Annotated in this window: 13 protein-coding genes and 4 tRNA genes; 13 read left to right on the top strand and 4 right to left on the bottom strand. The window is 48.0% G+C overall.

Translation table 11 applies throughout. The features are described from left to right. The first annotated feature begins 36 nt into the window (after nt 1-36). A complete protein-coding gene (locus DS731_RS11955; RefSeq protein WP_232373351.1) occupies nt 37-345 on the top strand; it encodes a biotin/lipoyl-binding protein in 309 nt (102 codons plus the stop codon). A 123-nt stretch (nt 346-468) separates the two neighbouring features. Beyond that, on the top strand, nt 469-1,632 hold the full coding sequence (locus DS731_RS11950) for an alpha/beta hydrolase-fold protein (protein ID WP_161599148.1): 1,164 nt from the start codon (nt 469-471) through the stop codon (nt 1,630-1,632). A gap of 7 nt (nt 1,633-1,639) precedes the next feature. Here DS731_RS11950 and DS731_RS11945 read toward each other — a convergent pair whose 3' ends face one another. Both DS731_RS11945 and rnhA read right to left on the bottom strand, forming a co-directional pair. Next, nucleotides 1,640-2,392: an SDR family oxidoreductase gene (locus DS731_RS11945; protein WP_119501539.1), complete on the bottom strand. Its 753-nt coding sequence runs from the start codon at nt 2,390-2,392 to the stop codon at nt 1,640-1,642. Nucleotides 2,393-2,487: 95 nt separating this feature from the next. Next, the gene (gene rnhA / locus DS731_RS11940) at nt 2,488-2,952 is read right to left on the bottom strand and encodes a ribonuclease HI (RefSeq protein ID WP_119501538.1); all 465 of its coding nucleotides are present in this window, start codon (nt 2,950-2,952) and stop codon (nt 2,488-2,490) included. Between the two features lie 139 nt (nt 2,953-3,091). On the opposite strand from rnhA, the gene dnaQ reads away from it, so the two are divergent. The 9 genes from dnaQ to lolE all read left to right on the top strand — a co-directional run bounded on the left by dnaQ (nt 3,092) and on the right by lolE (nt 7,869). After that, nucleotides 3,092-3,808, top strand: coding sequence for a DNA polymerase III subunit epsilon (gene dnaQ / locus DS731_RS11935; RefSeq protein ID WP_119501537.1), 717 nt, complete (start codon nt 3,092-3,094; stop codon nt 3,806-3,808). Next, on the top strand, nt 3,784-5,217 hold the full coding sequence (locus tag DS731_RS11930; RefSeq protein WP_119503407.1) for a TIGR03503 family protein: 1,434 nt from the start codon (nt 3,784-3,786) through the stop codon (nt 5,215-5,217). Before dnaQ ends, DS731_RS11930 begins: the two co-directional genes overlap by 25 nt. 23 nt (nt 5,218-5,240) lie before the next feature. Then, entirely contained in the window at nt 5,241-5,444 is a 204-nt protein-coding gene (locus tag DS731_RS11925; RefSeq protein ID WP_119501536.1) for a hypothetical protein, read from the top strand. Between the two features lie 16 nt (nt 5,445-5,460). Then, nucleotides 5,461-5,537, top strand: a tRNA-Asp gene (locus tag DS731_RS11920). A 30-nt stretch (nt 5,538-5,567) separates the two neighbouring features. After that, nucleotides 5,568-5,644, top strand: a tRNA-Asp gene (locus DS731_RS11915). Between the two features lie 25 nt (nt 5,645-5,669). Continuing rightward, nucleotides 5,670-5,746, top strand: a tRNA-Asp gene (locus DS731_RS11910). A 23-nt stretch (nt 5,747-5,769) separates the two neighbouring features. Beyond that, nucleotides 5,770-5,846: transfer RNA gene (locus DS731_RS11905), tRNA-Asp, on the top strand. A gap of 104 nt (nt 5,847-5,950) precedes the next feature. Continuing rightward, nucleotides 5,951-6,637 (top strand): lipoprotein-releasing ABC transporter ATP-binding protein LolD, encoded by a 687-nt coding sequence (gene lolD, locus DS731_RS11900; protein ID WP_119501535.1) that lies wholly within the window; start codon nt 5,951-5,953, stop codon nt 6,635-6,637. Next, nucleotides 6,634-7,869, top strand: coding sequence for a lipoprotein-releasing ABC transporter permease subunit LolE (gene lolE, locus DS731_RS11895; protein WP_119501534.1), 1,236 nt, complete (start codon nt 6,634-6,636; stop codon nt 7,867-7,869). The genes lolD and lolE overlap by 4 nt, the downstream gene beginning before the upstream one ends. A gap of 59 nt (nt 7,870-7,928) precedes the next feature. Here lolE and DS731_RS11890 read toward each other — a convergent pair whose 3' ends face one another. Next, nucleotides 7,929-9,275 (bottom strand): dicarboxylate/amino acid:cation symporter, encoded by a 1,347-nt coding sequence (locus tag DS731_RS11890; RefSeq protein WP_119501533.1) that lies wholly within the window; start codon nt 9,273-9,275, stop codon nt 7,929-7,931. A gap of 120 nt (nt 9,276-9,395) precedes the next feature. Between DS731_RS11890 and DS731_RS11885 the strand changes: the two genes are divergently transcribed. After that, entirely contained in the window at nt 9,396-12,038 is a 2,643-nt protein-coding gene (locus DS731_RS11885) for an Ig-like domain-containing protein (RefSeq protein WP_119501532.1), read from the top strand. Between the two features lie 70 nt (nt 12,039-12,108). Here DS731_RS11885 and astB read toward each other — a convergent pair whose 3' ends face one another. Continuing rightward, a complete protein-coding gene (astB, locus tag DS731_RS11880; RefSeq protein WP_119501531.1) occupies nt 12,109-13,449 on the bottom strand; it encodes an N-succinylarginine dihydrolase in 1,341 nt (446 codons plus the stop codon). Nucleotides 13,450-13,802: 353 nt separating this feature from the next. On the opposite strand from astB, the gene topA reads away from it, so the two are divergent. Then, entirely contained in the window at nt 13,803-16,436 is a 2,634-nt protein-coding gene (gene topA, locus DS731_RS11875; RefSeq protein WP_119501530.1) for a type I DNA topoisomerase, read from the top strand. Nucleotide 16,437: the final 1 nt, after the last annotated feature.

Raw genomic sequence — 16,437 nt, 5'->3', positions numbered from 1 at the left:
AGAACAATTAAAACTATATCCTATCTGTATTCTCCCTTGACAAGAGATGGCCGTATTCAGGCTGGCATTGTCACGCTTGCTCCCGAAGTTTCCGGTTGGGTCACTACACTTGCAATAAAAGACAAACAGCACGTGAAAAAAGGTGACGTCGTATTTCAAATCGACACCAGGCGCTATCAGGCAGTAGCAGGCGAGCTGCCTGATGACGTAGGAACCCAAGTATTAGCCCTTGAACTGCCTGAACACGGGTTCAATGCGAATATCGAATTCTGTTTCTCGCTTAAAGTAGCGATTGTCTGGATCGCATTTAAAGTATCCTTTAATCAAATGCAGATATTTCATTGATACAATTCACTTACATGCTCACAGGAAGGTGTTCACGTAAACTTCTACGAAAATAACATGCCAGAAATCACACAACATGCACTGATAAGCTGTTATGGTAGAAGAAAAATTACAAGGATAAGTATGAAGTATTTCAAATGGTTGATTTCTGCTGCAGTGCTTGTTTCATCATTTCCGGGTCTGGCAAATGATTATGAAGTGGTGGACATAGATTCAAAGGTACTTGACGAACAGCGGCAATATCAGGTTTTGCTACCTGAGGATTATTTCACCACATCACAGAATTATCCTGTTATTTACCGGCTTGATGGAGCTGAGAATATTCCTCTGATGAAAGAGATCCTGGGCAGATTAAAAGATGCTGACGCAGCCCCCGACGTTATCATCGTGGCGGTTGAAAATACAGACAGACTCCGCGACATGTATCCCACTGTGAATCAGGACAGAAATGGCCCTGTTGGCATTGGCGGCGGGGCTAAAAAATTTCTTGCGTTCATTGAGCAGGAACTCATCCCCGATGTTGAAGAGCGGTATCGCACACACTCGACCCGTATTATTTCAGGGGCATCGGCTGCCGGTGTGTTTAGTTTGTATGCCATGCAAGCGCGTCCCGGTCTTTTTGATGCATATATCGCTTATAGTCCTGCGGTTTGGTGGAACGCGGGCGCGATGGTGGAGCGAACCGAAAAGTGGCTTTCCTCTGAGCCGTCTGTATCTGCCTATGTTTATATGAATATGGGTAATGAAGGGCAACCAATGCGACCTTACTATGACGAGCTGTTAACTTCGTTTTCAACTAATGAAAGTCCTCATTTAAACTTAGTCGTAAACGAGTACCCCGGCGTTTCTCATGGGCTAACGTCGGCGGCTGGCATTTTTAACGCATATCAATCATTTTTCATGAGCAAAGCCTTTCCCCGTGAGAAAGTTAGTGCAGATATGCAGGTTATCGATGATTACTACCGGCGTTTAGGTGAACAATGGGGGATTGACCCGACACCACCTGAAAACGTTGTTCGGGAGTTGGGTTACTATTTTGACTGGCAGAAAAAGCCTCATTTAGCCATGAAGCTGTATAAACATAATATGTCCCACCACCCTGAAAACCCTGATGCTATTGCCGGCGTTGCATATGGCTATGAAGGACAAAAAAAACTCAGGGAAGCGCTGACCTATGCGAAGAAAGCGCTGGCTGTCGCTACAGAAGATATTCCATACTACGATTATTTTGTTGAGAATGTAGAGCGCTTAGAAAACAAAATGAAAGGCACAGAGAAAGCGAATTAGTTCGCTTTCAAAGCCCGCCACAAAGGTCTAAAAAATTGCCTGTCGAGAATGAAGATTTGTCAGACGAGAGCCAATAGATGGCTTCTGCCACTTCTTCTGGCTCACCGCCGCGTTGCAGGGGAATAATGCTCTTTAATCTCTTAACTCTGTCAGGTTCACCGCCGTCAGCGTGCATATCTGTGTTTATTAAACCCGGCCGGACACAGTTTACCCGGATGCCTTCAGCGGCGACTTCCAGAGACAGCCCTCTGGTTAAAGTATCAATGGCTCCTTTGGAAGCTGCATAATCGATATATTCATCCGGCGAACCGGTACGGGAGGCACCCGATGAGACATTTACTATAGTGCCTCCTTGTCCGCCTCGATGTGTCGACATGCGCTTCACTGCTTCCCGGCAGCAAAGAAAGTAACTGGTTACATTGTTAGTCAAAATGCTGTTGATTCTTTCGGCCGTAAGCTCTTCGAGCCGCGATTGCTGACGCAAAATGCCCGCATTGTTTACAAGAACTGATAAATATCCCTGTTCATCGTCAATTCGCTTAAACAGTCGCATTACACCGGCTTCCTGAGAGACGTCGGCCTGCACGGTAAAGCAACGACCACCCAGAGTGTTGATTTCATGAGTTAAAACTTCAGCCGCTTCTGAATTGGACTTGTAATTGATACAAACCGTATATCCCTTTGCAGCAAACAATCTGGAAGTAGCAGCCCCAATACCGCGGCTACCACCAGTGACTAGAACGATTTTTGAATTATCCATTACTTTACCCTGCGTTACTCAAAATACGTGCCTGAGTTGTTGCGTTCAAAAGGATAATCATCTCTGTATCCGCCAGGTTTTCTTTCACCGGTGAATTAACCGGAAAAGCCGGTATCGTCCTGCGTAGGGTTGCCGGCAGCTTCACGGGCTAAATCATCAACCCGCTCATTTTCCGGATGGCCGGAGTGGCCTTTAACCCAGTGCCAGTGCACATCGTGCTTCTTCACGGCTTCGTCCAGACGCTTCCACAAGTCAGCATTTTTTACCTGCTTTTTATCGGCTGTACGCCAGCCGTTTTTGCGCCAGTTCTTTATCCACTGGTTTATGCCGTTTTTAACGTATTGACTGTCGGTGGTAATGTCTACAATGCAGGGTTCTGTCAGACATTCCAGTGCAGCAGCGGGGGCCATCAGTTCCATGCGGTTATTGGTGGTTTGATTAAAACCCTCACTGATTTCTTTTTTGTGTTTTCCGAATATCAACAGTGCGCCATACCCGCCTGGTCCGGGGTTGCCTAAACAGGATCCATCGGTATATATCGCGATTTTTTTCTTTGCCATGAAGGGCCTTTTTTACGTCAGAAATGTGTTTCCGGGATAATGTCCTGGTATACTAAAGAACTGAAACCGCCTGTGCCAGCGAAAATCTGAAATTCGCGGGGCACCCGGCAACAATAAGATAAAACAAGGTGTTGCAGACATGCGTCAAATCGTGCTCGATACAGAAACCACGGGTATCGAACCTAAAGAAGGTCACCGTATCATTGAAATTGGCTGTGTTGAGGTTATTAACCGCAAACTCACCGGCAATCATTTTCATGTGTACATTAACCCTCAGCGAATTGTTGAACAGGAAGCGATTGAAGTTCACGGCATTACCAATGAATTTCTGGCAGACAAGCCGTTGTTTGCAGACGTGGCGCAGGACTTTATCGACTTTATCACCGGTGCTCAGCTGGTAATTCATAACGCGGCCTTCGACGTCGGCTTTATGGATCACGAATTCGGTATGAATGCTCCCACTGCCGGGGTCAAAACTCACGATATTTGTTCTGTGCTCGATAGCTTATCCCTTGCCAGAAAGATGCACCCGGGGCAGAAAAATAACCTCGATGCATTGTGCCGGCGCTACGGCATAGATAACAGTCACCGTGAACTTCACGGCGCTTTACTGGATGCCGAAATTCTTGCTGATGTCTATCTGCTGATGACCGGTGGCCAGACAAAACTGAATCTGGCCGGCCAGAACAGCGAAGGAAGCGGCGATACTCAGGGGATCCGGCGTATTCAGCGAAACGGAAATAAATTAAAGGTTATCCGCGCCTCCGCCGATGAATTAGAACAACATGAAGCACGACTGGATATTGTGCAAAAGAGCGGTGGAAAGTGTTTGTGGCGAGCAACTCCCGAAAGTTAATTCCTTTTTTAACTTCTATCTGGCTATTCTTTATTGCCGGCAGTTTTTCGCTGTCAGCACAACAGGCCGGTGATGAACCGGCCGTCGACACCAGTGCGTTAACCGCACTGGGTGATGATTATCAAAATTCTATTCTTTTGCTTCGTAACCGCTTCCGCATCGATCATGAAGTGGACGAAGTAACCATGGTTTTCTTCCGTGAGTTTGGTTCTGCACCCGTGGTTCTGGTGCGTCCAGACGGCTCGAAGATATTCTCCTCACAGGCTGAAAAAAATAATGTGGAATGGTATGACGATGATACCTTCGACATGATTAAGATAAAAAATCCGGTGCCGGGACCGTGGCAGGCTGTAGGACAGGTGTTACCGGAAAGCCGGGTTATGGTACTTTCAGGCATTGAGCTTCATGCCGATCCTCTGCCGGCTGTTATATTCTCAGGTGAAGTGCTCAAACAAACCGCCTACCTGACGAATGGTGGCAAGCCCATTGATTATTCGGCTTTCCGTGAAGTGGTTGATTTGTCTATCGAACTTAAAAGTACCAATAATCCGAATTTTGATAACTTCGGCGCGAAAGACGAACTCATCGCCACCTTTGAAGATAATGGCAGGGGCATGGACGAAGCGCCGGAAGACGGCGTGTTCACCGGGCAGTTTAATCTGGCAATCCCTTCCGGTGAGTGGCGTCCTGTTTTCACCGTGGATACTCCCATGTTTTCCCGTGAACAAATTGATCCGGTTATCATGTTACACCCGAACCCCGTGGTATTGAGTGAAACACTGGATGACGGACAACAGGGTTACCACGATTTACATATTGATGTGGTCCGTGACCAGATTGATATTGAATCGTTATTGATAGACGGAAAAGTCAGGTTTCCCAATGGCGATATTCAGAACTTTTCCATTACTGAACCTTCATCTGAAGCCCGCTTACACCGGATCCTCGCCTATGAAGACGGCTTGTTCAGAGTAAAGATCACTGCCTACGCGAGCACCATCGATGGCAGGGACGTGATCCTCGATGTGCCGGAATATACCTTTTTAGGCGAAACCGGTGGCGAAGAGAGTGACGAAGCGCCTGTGACAGGTGGAGCAGGGGATCTTGAAGCCGCATTGTTAAAAGACACGCCATCCATGCCGTCTGTACAACTGCCACCGGAAGAGCCCGGAATGGATGACGGCACAATGATCATGCTTATTGCAGTGGTAAACGGCTCGATAATACTGATTGGTGTGCTCATTGTAGGCTTTATTGTATGGAAGCGAAAAAAGGCTGCCAAACCTGCGGTTGCTCCGGCAGCGCCTCAGGCTACTACAGGCGCAGAAGATAAAGAGAAAAAGCCGGGTATGCTGGCTGGTTTACTGTCGAAATTTAAAAAGAAGAAGCCTGACAGCGAAGAAAAGTAGCCGGGCAGTGTGGTTTTCACCAGGTGACTTACATAGCTGAAACACGGTTTGCAGGCCCTGCCAGCATGCTATACGGTGGTTATTACATCATTATGGCGAATAATCAGGCAAACGATGCATGTTGGCACATTTTATCTAAAAAAACCGTTGACTCGACCATAGGGAATACGTATTATCTGCGCCGCAGTCAGGGCAGAGACTTCAATAAAGAATCTGCAAGCTGCTGAAAAAATTGAAAAAAGTGGAGCGGTAGTTCAGTTGGTTAGAATACCGGCCTGTCACGCCGGGGGTCGCGGGTTCGAGTCCCGTCCGCTCCGCCACTTTCAATAGCAAAACTAATATGGTTCTTCGGAGCGGTAGTTCAGTTGGTTAGAATACCGGCCTGTCACGCCGGGGGTCGCGGGTTCGAGTCCCGTCCGCTCCGCCATTTAGTTTCGCGCCTTCTCTTGTGTGGAGCGGTAGTTCAGTTGGTTAGAATACCGGCCTGTCACGCCGGGGGTCGCGGGTTCGAGTCCCGTCCGCTCCGCCATTCAAGAGACACAATATCCCAGTGGAGCGGTAGTTCAGTTGGTTAGAATACCGGCCTGTCACGCCGGGGGTCGCGGGTTCGAGTCCCGTCCGCTCCGCCACTTTCCTCTAAAGTTATCTGTTTTTCAACGCTTTCTGTTGGTCATTTGCATCCCTCACGTTAGTATTCGCTCAGGTAGAATTACTTCCGGAAGCTAGATTTCATATGGATGCACTACTCGCGTGTCGCGGGATTTCAAAAATTTATCATGACGGCGAAACCGATACGCCGGTTCTCTCTGATGTGTCACTTACCGTACATACTTCTGAGCATGTCGCTATTCTCGGCAGTTCGGGTTCAGGAAAAAGTACCTTACTGCATATTCTCGGCGGCCTGGACAAACCTGATGAAGGTGAAGTCTGGTTTCATGGCGAGTCCATGACAGGTATGAAACCGTCTCAGCTGGCAGCACTGCGCAATCAGAAAATTGGTTTTATTTACCAGTTCCATCATCTTCTCCCTGAGTTTTCAGCACTGGAAAATGCAGCCATGCCCTTACTGATTGGCGGTATGCCGGAAAAAAAGGCAAAACAGGCGGCAACTGACATGCTGGAACAGGTGGGGTTAACGCACCGGCTGATGCATAAACCATCCGCTTTATCAGGTGGCGAACGTCAAAGGGTGGCAATTGCCCGTGCACTGGTAAATCGTCCCGCTCTGGTTCTGGCCGATGAGCCCACCGGGAATCTGGACAACAAAACCGGCGAGCAGGTCTACGGTTTACTGACATCTCTCAGTGAAAGCCTGGGCACCAGTTTTGTTGTCGTGACCCACGATAATGCGCTGGCCGCACGAATGAACCGTACTTTGCATATTAAAGACGGATTGCTTCACGGGGAGGCGGCAGGTTGAATCTGGCATGGCAGCTTGCTTCGCGTTTCCGGCGCGGCAAGCAAAAAAATGGCTACATTTCTTTTATCTCCTTCTCTTCGACGGTGGGGATTGGCCTGGGTTGTTTTGTGCTCATTGTTTTGCTGTCGGTGATGAACGGTTTCGAACGGGAATTGCTGAACCGTATTCTTGCCGTTATCCCTCATGGTGAACTCTACGCCGTTAACAGTGAAGGCATTGAAAACTGGAAAGAAGAGATAGCCCGTCTTGAGCAGGATCCCAGAGTGGAGAGCATTGAGCCTTATACAAAAATTACCGGTATGTTGCAGCATAAGGGTAGCCTGAAAGCTGTCGAAATTACCGGTCTTGATATTAGCCGCGCCAGTCATGACCGCTGGCGGGATCAGGTAACGAAAGCCGGCTGGGAACAGTTTACCTCGGGCGATGATCAAATCTTGCTGGGGCAGGGACTGATGCAGAAACTGTCGTTATCGGCTGGTGACCGCATTGGTGTTCTTATCCCGACAGCGACAGATAATATGGCTTTCAAAGCCCCCCATCTGATGCATCTTACTGTGGCAGGTAGTCTTAATGTGGGCGGTGAAATGGATAACTACCTGGCGATGATGCACCTGAACACCGCATCAAAGGAATCCGGCGTAACCAGCGGTGCCCAGGGCCTGCGTTTTATGTTGAAAGATCCTTACGACGCCTATGACACCATGCGCAGTATTGGTTATGATTTCAGCCAGGCAGTTTATATTTCCTACTGGATGCGTACCCAGGGACACCTTTACAACGATATTCAACTGGTGCGTGTTGTTGTGATGATTTCACTGACCCTGGTGATTGCCGTAGCCTGTTTTAACATTGTGTCCACTCTGGTGATGGCCGTCAGGGAAAAGCAGGGAGCGATAGCAATCCTGAAAACCATGGGGGCAGGAGATAGTCTTATCCGCCGCACATTCATGATTCAGGGCCTTATCAACGGTGTAACCGGCATTGTTTGCGGCACCGTGGCAGCGGTATTCGTGGCGCCTAATCTTTCTGCCATTGTCACTTTTATTGAAAAGCAGACAGGCATAACGGTGTTGTCCGGAGATATTTACTTTATCGATTTTCTGCCGTCAGAATTGCAGTGGCAGGACGTGGTTATTACTGTATCGACTGCCTTTGTATTGTGTTTGCTGGCAACATGGTATCCGGCTTCAAGGGCAGTAAAGGTTGATCCGGCAAGAGCACTCAACGGATAGCATTAATGTTGTGTGTTCTGAGAGTATAAAAAAAGGTGGCCGGGGCCACCTTTTTTCTTTTAAGCATTTTTATCGAAGTGTTCGAAGTCCACCGTTTCTTCTTTTATCCCGGCATCCGGGTCATTGTAAACCGCTTCATCCAGTTCACCTTCACTCTTTGCCACCACACAGGAAACCATACAGTCTCCGGTGATGTTAACGGCAGTACGGGTCATATCCAGTAAACGGTCGACACCGATAATCAAACCGATACCTTCCACAGGCAGATTCACCTGTTGCAGTACCATAGCAAGCATTATAAGGCCTACGCCCGGCACACCTGCTGTACCTACTGAAGCCAGCGTGGCGGTGAAGACCACCATAATGTAATCACCAAGTGTCAGATCCACACCATAAACCTGTGCGATAAACACGGTGGCTACACCCTGCATAATGGCAGTACCATCCATGTTGATGGTTGAACCCAGTGGAAGCGTGAAAGAAGAAACCGATTTGCCCACGCCCAGTTTGTTACGTGCAGTTTCTATGGTCACGGGTAAGGTGGCGCTGCTGCTGGATGTGGTGAAGGCAAACAGGGCGGCGTCGCGCATTTTCTTAATCATGGTAAACGGGCTCAGACCGGTCATGGTTTTAAGAAGCACTGAATACACAATCGTACCATGCAGAATAAGCACGACTAATACGAGGAAAAAGTATTTCGCGAGACTTCCAAGCATATCACCACCGATGGTGCTGAACAGTTTGGCCATTAATACGAACACACCGTATGGCGCCAGATTCATGATAATGGTAACCAGTTTCATGATAATCGTATTTAAATCTTCAAATACCGCGCCCAGGCGTTTGCCAGCATCGCCGGTCATCGCCATGGCTACACCGAACAACACGGCGAAGATAATAATTTGCAGCATGTTTCCTTCCGCCATGGATTTGATGGGGTTGGTAGGGAACATGTTAATAATAACCTGAGAGAAGGAGGGGGCTTCCTTAGCCACATAGCTTGCATCTGTAGGCATTAATACGTTACTGCCGGGGCTGACAACTAATCCCAGACTGATGGCCAGTGTAATTGCGATAGCTGTTGTGAGTATATATAACGATACGGATTTGAGGCCCAGACGACCCAGTTTTCCGGGGTCAGATAAACTGCACGTACCGCAGACAAGTGAGATAAACACTAGCGGGACAACCAACATTTTCAGGCTGGCGATGAAGATAGCACCGATTGTGGAGAATATACCTTCTACCAAAAAGGTATACGTGGAAAATTCAAAGCCGAATATCGAAAAGCGAAAATCTCCGCTATTATCGAAAAGAAGCTGAAGTAACCAACCGGTAATGATTCCGGCGCCCATGCCGATAAAGATTCTGGCAGTGAGGCTAAGCTTATTAGCAGATTGAGACATGTGGGTTCCCTAACAACAATGTTATTGATTTTGTTATAGCTTTAGTGTGCCAGAATCTTATCAGATTGAAATGAAAAATATTTCAGTATTGTCATTTACTAGAGGTCCAGGAAGACAACTATGAAAACACTTTCCCAGTCTCTGACGCTGTTCAGTATGCTGTTCTTATTATTTGCCTGCGGAGGCGGCGGCTCGTTAGAGCGTGAATCCGACAGCAGTAGCGGCTCAGGAGACTCTGGCGACACTGACTCAACTTACACGGTTTCTCTTGCTCTCGTAAACCAGAATGATGAGACTGACCGTAATCTTGCGACAGATAACCCGTTAACACTGAACGCGACAGTGACTGACAATGACGGGGCGCCGCTGGCAGACACCTTAATTACCTTCACATTATCTAATGAAGAACTGGCTGTTTTCGGTAATGATACCGGTACAGCGCGTACAGATGATGCCGGTGTCGCTACTATTGATCTTACCGTTGGCACAGCAGCCGGTGATGGTCAGATCACAGCCACTTTACCTGATGGTACTGAAGGCACAACGACATTTACCTCGTCCGGAAGCAGTTCGGATGAAAACGCGGTCTACACAATTTCGCTGACTCTGGTAAACCAGGCAGGTGAGGCTGACCGTAATCTTGCATCAGACAATGCACTGACCCTCAATGTCAGTGTGACCGATCAGTTCGATAATCCTCTTACCGATACTCTGATTGACTTCACGTTATCTGATGAAAATATTGCCACTTTCTCAAACGACACGGCTACCGCCCGCACTGATGATACCGGTGCGGCGACTATTGGTCTTGCCGTTGGCAGTGCCTCAGGTGACGGTGAAGTCACCGCTACATTACCTGACGGGACTACTGCTTCTACCACTTTTTCCTCTGAAGGCGCTTCTGTGATCACGGAAGTTCCGGCTGTTCTTGAGTTGTACACCACTTCAGTACAACTGGCTTCCAGCGGTTCAGATGACATTGAATTAATTGCACTGGTTAAAAATGCGCAGAGCGTATTAATGGAAGGGGTTGATGTGTCATTCTCTGCACCCTCTTCAGCCGGTGTAGAAATTCAGCAGGTTGACAGCCAGACACTGGAAAACGGTACGGCAACAGCCAGACTGACCAGCCAGAATAATGCTGCCAACCGCACTGTCACCGTGACTGCCGCCGCCGGCGACCTGACTCAAACCATTGACATTGAGATTTCAGGCACTGAGGTCACTATTAACGGTGCCCGCTCAATTACTATTAATGATTCCACCACTCTGACGTTGCGGGTTCAGGACTCGGATGGCACAAATATTCCTAATCAGGCTATCGAACTGGCTGCAACATCCGGCGAATTATCAGCGTCATCTGTCACAACTGGCGCGAATGGTCAGGCTACCGTCCAATTTACCGGTACTGTATCAGGTTCGTCCACGGTCACAGCGTCTGCGTTAAATGCCATTGGCAGTTTCACAGTCACCGTACAGGAAGATGACTTCTCCTTTACCACTGTGCCTGCGGAAGAAGTGGCTGTTGCACCGGATGACAGCTATGAAGAAGCGAATTACACCACACTGACAGTGAGCTGGAACAAAGACAATGCCCCTTTTGCCGGCGGAACAGTAACTTTTACTGCATCCCGTGGTGATATTCGCCCGGGCGATGAAAGCGGTACTACCGACGCTAACGGTGAGTTGTCTTTTGATATCGCGTCAACCAATGCCGGCTTATCTTCTGTAACTGCAACCGGCGTAGACGGTGACGGTAATGAGGTGAGCGCGACAGTTGATATTGAGTTTATTGCCACCGATCCGCACAGCATCAACGTAGATGCTACACCGGATATTGTCGGTCCGGATGGTCAAACCAGTACTATTACTGCGGTTGTCAGAGATCCCGCCGGAAACCTGGTAAAAAACAGAGTTGTAAGTTTTAATGTTAATGACACCAGTACAGGTTCAATTTCACCTTCTCAGGCGACTACTGACAGTAACGGTATTGCATCAACGGTATTTACTTCCTCTGCAGTATCCAGTGAAGATGCTGTCGTAATCACTGCTACTGTAGTTGATGAAAGCCCGATGGTCACTGGTGATGTGACTATGACGGTGGGAAATCGTGCATTTGACGTTTCAATCGGAACCGGTAACGTTATCGAATCACCAGATAATACGTCATACCTTAAAGAATTCGCAGTCTTCGTGTCAGACTCGGTTGGTCGTCCGATTGAGGGCGTAGAAGTAACAGCCTCTTCAACTCCGGTAAAATACAGTGAAGGCGGTCAATATTACAAAGGCTACTGGGTCTGGGTTGAACCTAACTGGGTAATAGGCTACATAAATTCAAGCGGAGATATAGTTCAGGACTATACGGTTGAGTGCAGGACTGAGGACGTTAACGAGAATGGTATTCTGGATACAGTTGATGTAACCGATTTTGTTCAAAATGATGATAATCGTGACTTTTCTGAAGGTGAAGACATCAACGAAGATGGATTTCTTACTCCGGGTATCGTTGGAACACTTTCATTTGCGGACGGGATAGATGAAACCGATGAAAACGGACAAGTGACGCTGCAATTGAGATATCCAAGAGAATATGCAGGTTTCTATGAATCTGTAATCTCTGTGTTTGCACAATCCACGGGTAGCGAAGCAAGTGCCAGCATGGTGTATAAGTTTGGTATAGCTGTTGATGATGTGACTAATGAATCAGTACAACCATCAGACAGTCCATTTGGCAGAGGGACAAACTGCTCTGATTTAAATTAATTTAGTGCTAAAAAGCCGTCACCTGAAGTGAAGTGACGGCTTTTTCATATCTGCCTGTCCGGAAGGTTACTTAAACCTGCTGGAAGGGGTAGACCGAACCGAGTTTCATGATTTGTGTCAGTTCATCCAGTGCGGTACGGCTTTCTGTGAGTAACTGCGGGTCCCGTAAATCCTGCTCAGACAGGCGGTCACGGTAGTGTTTTTCCACCCACTGATTCAGACGGGCAAACAGGATGTCATTCATCAGCGTATGCGGGTTTGCGGCCTTTAATTCTTTCTCATTCATGGCTACGCGTAACCGTAAACAGGCCGGGCCACCGCCGTTTCGCATGCTCTGCTTAACATCGAAGTATTTTACTTCTTTTACCGGAGTGTCCATGGCTGTGAGAGTGTTTAAATAATCAGAAACTGCCGGGTTTTCCTGACATTCCGCCGGTGCAATAATTGCCATGTGACCCTGCGGCAGGGTAATGATTTGAGTATTAAACAGATAGGTACTGACCGCATCCATAACTGAAACAGCACTGGTAGGTACTTCAATGAAGTGCAGCGGACTGTCACCAAATTTGCGGCGAATTTCTTTCAGTACAGAGCCGGTATTCAAAAAGGCCTGCTCATGATAGAAAAGGACGTTCTGGTTACCTACTGAAATCACGTCGTTGTGGAAAACTCCCTGATCAATCACGTCCGGATTCTGCTGGATATAGACCACTTTTTCTTCTTTCAGACCGTGCAGACGGGAAATAGCCTGTGAGGCTTCAAACGTTTGTCTGGCAGGGTAACGTACCGGTGCAGGTTTACTGTGGTTAAACGCATACCGGCCGTAAACGAACAGTTCTACACCGGCTTTGCCGTATTCAGTACACAGCCTGGTATGGTTTGCCGCACCTTCGTCACCGAAATGCTCGTTATCGGGCAGGTGCGTATGGTGAGCGAAGTATTTGTCATCATCAAAGGTTGCCTGCAAAATCGCACCGGTAACTGCCGGTTCAAGGGAACGGTGAAACTTATTGGTCAGGTTAGCCGGGGTAAAATGAATTCTGCCGTCCAGCGTGTCAGCACCGGGTGAAACCGTTGCAGCATTGGCTGTCCACATGCTTGAGGCGGAGCAACAGGCAAGAAAAACCTGAGGCGCCTGTTTTGCTGCTTTATCGAGCACCTGTGCATCTGAACCGGAAAAGCCCAGACGTCTCAGCATGGCGATGTCAGGACGCTCCTGCGGCGCTAAAACACCTTGTTTCATTCCCATGTCAGCCAGCGCTTTCATCTTCGCCAGACCTTGTTTTGCTGCTTCTTTAGGATTGCTGACAGCATTGGCATTATTTTGAGATGCAACGTTTCCGGTTGATAACCCTGCATAGTTATGGGTAGGGCCAACGAGTCCGTCAAAATTTACTTCAAATTGCTGCATGGAATTGCCTCTTGGAAATGGATCATGAATGACTGCCGGCCGTTGCTTGAATTTAGCGTAAGAACCCAAATAAAGCAGGGGAAGGCAGCAAATAAACCGTCTTTTTGCTCACTGAATTGGCGGCATTATACGGTTTTTAATGGCCTTGCCAACGTGAGTGATTAAAAAGTGAACGCTTTGTGGCGGTATTTGAAGCAGGCGACAGAATAACTATTAAGAAGATCTTGTTTTCCATTCACTTTGTAGATATATGTTAAAAAAAGAAAGGGTAGTGCACCATCACTTCTTTATACCCTTTATTATTCAATGAGATGATCTAAATCTCTGATTACGAACAGGTTTAATCAATTTTTATGGCAAAATCACTGGTTATTGTCGAGTCACCAGCAAAAGCAAAAACGATAAATAAATATCTCGGTAAAAATTTTATCGTAAAATCTTCTGTTGGCCACGTGCGCGACCTGCCTACGAAGGCGGTCGGCAATGTTGAGCCCAAAAAACCGGCAAAAGAACTGAAAACGTTAAGCGATGAGGCGCGGGAAGAATATCTGCGCAAATATGAATACCGTAAACTGGTAGATCGCATGGGCGTCGACCCCGAAGCAGACTGGAAAGCACATTATCAGGTGCTGCAGGGCAAAGAAAAAGTTGTCAATGAGCTGAAGAAGCTCGCAAAAGACGCTGACACCGTCTATCTCGCAACGGATTTGGACCGCGAAGGGGAAGCCATTGCATGGCATCTGCGGGAATTGCTTGGCGAGAAGAACAAAACCTATCAGCGCGTGGTGTTTAACGAAATCACCAAAAACGCCATTCAGGAAGCTTTCTCTCATCCCGGAGAGGTTAACACTGACCGCGTGAATGCCCAGCAGGCAAGACGTTTCCTTGACCGCGTTGTGGGTTTCATGGTGTCACCGCTGTTGTGGAAGAAAATTGCCCGGGGTTTGTCTGCCGGTCGTGTGCAGTCAGTCGCCGTGCGTCTGGTTGTCGAGCGTGAGCGGGAAATTAAGGCATTTGTACCGGAAGAATTCTGGGACGTACATGCAGATGTAACATCGGGCGCGAAACAGCAACTGCGTATGCTGGTTAACCGTTACCGCGATAAAGCGTTTAAACCGGTTAATAAGAAAGAAACCGATGCAGCGCTGGCCGAACTGGAAAAAGCGCAATACGTGGTTGAAAGCCGTGAGTCTAAACCCACGCAAAGTAAACCGTCAGCACCGTTTATTACATCTACTCTGCAGCAGGCGGCCAGTACCCGTCTTGGTTTTGGTGTTAAGAAAACCATGATGCTGGCTCAGCGATTGTATGAAGCCGGTCACATTACCTATATGCGTACAGACTCAACGAATCTGAGTCAGGAAGCGCTGGATAATTGCCGTGCTTACATCGACGATAATTTTGGTGGCAAGTATCTGCCTGATTCACCTATCCGTTACGGTAGCAAAGAAGGCGCTCAGGAAGCCCACGAAGCGATTCGTCCTTCGAATGTAAATGTGCAGGCTGCATCGCTGAAAGAGATGGAGAGAGACGCACAGCGCCTGTATGAGCTGATCTGGCGTCAGTTTGTTGCATGTCAGATGACAAACGCGAAATATGATGCCACTACGATCCGTGTAACTGCCGGTGATTACGAACTGGTGGCGAAGGGCCGGGTACTGAAATTTGACGGTTGGACTAAGGTACAGCCACAAATCCGTAAGAAGGGTGATGAAGAACTCTTACTGCCGGACGTGAAGCAGGGCGAAGCCCTTGATTTGCAGGCCCTGGATCCTAAGCAGCACTTTACTAAACCGGTGGCCCGTTTTAACGAAGCTTCACTGGTAAAAGAACTTGAGAAACGTGGCATTGGCCGGCCTTCTACTTATGCCAGTATTATATCCACGATTCAGGATCGTGGTTATGTCCGGCTGGAAAATAAACGTTTCTATGCTGAGAAAATGGGTGAAATTGTTAACGATCGTCTGATGGAAAATTTCGATGACCTGATGAGTTACGATTTCACTGCCAATATGGAACAGCATCTCGATGACATTGCAGAAGGTAAGAAAAACTGGAAGCAGGTTCTCGACAGTTTCTACAACGATTTCTACGCCAAGCTACTGAAAGCAGAAAAGGACGCTGAAGAAGGTGGAATGCGCACCAATCAGGCGGTCCCGGCTGGTATTGAATGCGACAAGTGTGGCCGTGAAATGAACGTCCGTACCGCATCTACCGGTGTATTCTTAGGATGCTCAGGCTACAACCTGCCTCCGAAAGAGCGTTGCACCAACACCATGAACCTGACACCGGGTGACGAAGTGGTGAAAGTCGATAACGAAGAAGAGCTGGAAACCGAGGCCTTGCGGGCTAAGCGTCGTTGTGACGTATGTGGTACGGCGATGGACAGCTATCTGGTAGATGAAAAGCGTAAACTGCATGTGTGTGGTAACACGCCGACCTGTCCGGGGACTTACGTGGAAGCCGGTACATTTAAGATTAAAGGCTACGACGGCCCGGTTATCGAATGTGATAAGTGCGGCAGTGATATGGAGCTGAAGAACGGCCGGTTTGGTAAATACTTCGGTTGCACCAGCGAAGAATGTAAGAATACCCGTAAGCTGCTGCGTAACGGCGAAGCTGCGCCACCAAAAGAAGATCCGGTGGATTTACCTGAATTGCCCTGTGAGAAGTCTGATGCGCACTTTGTATTGCGTGACGGTGCCTCCGGTATATTCCTCGCAGCACATAATTTCCCTAAATCAAGGGAAACCCGTGCACCAAAGGTTGAGGAACTGGCCCGTTTCAGAGATCGTATTTCGCCTAAGTTTTACTATCTGGCGGATGCGCCGCAAAAGGATCCGGAAGGTAATCCGGCCATTGTGCGTTACAGCAGAAAAACTAAGCAGCAATACGTTATGTCTGAAAATGACAGCGGTAAATCAACAGGGTGGTCGTCCTGGTATCAGGATGGCAAATGGGTAACCCAGGACAAGAAAAAGAAGTAGG

This window comes from Alteromonas sp. RKMC-009 (assembly GCF_003584565.2).
GTDB lineage: Bacteria > Pseudomonadota > Gammaproteobacteria > Enterobacterales > Alteromonadaceae > Alteromonas.
Note: the sequence above shows the minus strand (reverse complement) of the source record. Positions and strands in the feature narration are given on the sequence as shown.

What these genes read in the sequence shown, in the direction of transcription:
- DS731_RS11950 (WP_161599148.1), top strand. Translation starts at nt 469, where the DNA reads ATGAAGTATTTCAAATGGTTGATTTCTGCTGCAGTGCTTGTTTCATCA.
- DS731_RS11945 (WP_119501539.1), bottom strand. Translation starts at nt 2,392, where the DNA reads ATGGATAATTCAAAAATCGTTCTAGTCACTGGTGGTAGCCGCGGTATT.
- rnhA (WP_119501538.1), bottom strand. Translation starts at nt 2,952, where the DNA reads ATGGCAAAGAAAAAAATCGCGATATATACCGATGGATCCTGTTTAGGC.
- dnaQ (WP_119501537.1), top strand. Translation starts at nt 3,092, where the DNA reads ATGCGTCAAATCGTGCTCGATACAGAAACCACGGGTATCGAACCTAAA.
- lolD (WP_119501535.1), top strand. Translation starts at nt 5,951, where the DNA reads ATGGATGCACTACTCGCGTGTCGCGGGATTTCAAAAATTTATCATGAC.
- DS731_RS11890 (WP_119501533.1), bottom strand. Translation starts at nt 9,275, where the DNA reads ATGTCTCAATCTGCTAATAAGCTTAGCCTCACTGCCAGAATCTTTATC.
- DS731_RS11885 (WP_119501532.1), top strand. Translation starts at nt 9,396, where the DNA reads ATGAAAACACTTTCCCAGTCTCTGACGCTGTTCAGTATGCTGTTCTTA.
- astB (WP_119501531.1), bottom strand. Translation starts at nt 13,449, where the DNA reads ATGCAGCAATTTGAAGTAAATTTTGACGGACTCGTTGGCCCTACCCAT.
- topA (WP_119501530.1), top strand. Translation starts at nt 13,803, where the DNA reads ATGGCAAAATCACTGGTTATTGTCGAGTCACCAGCAAAAGCAAAAACG.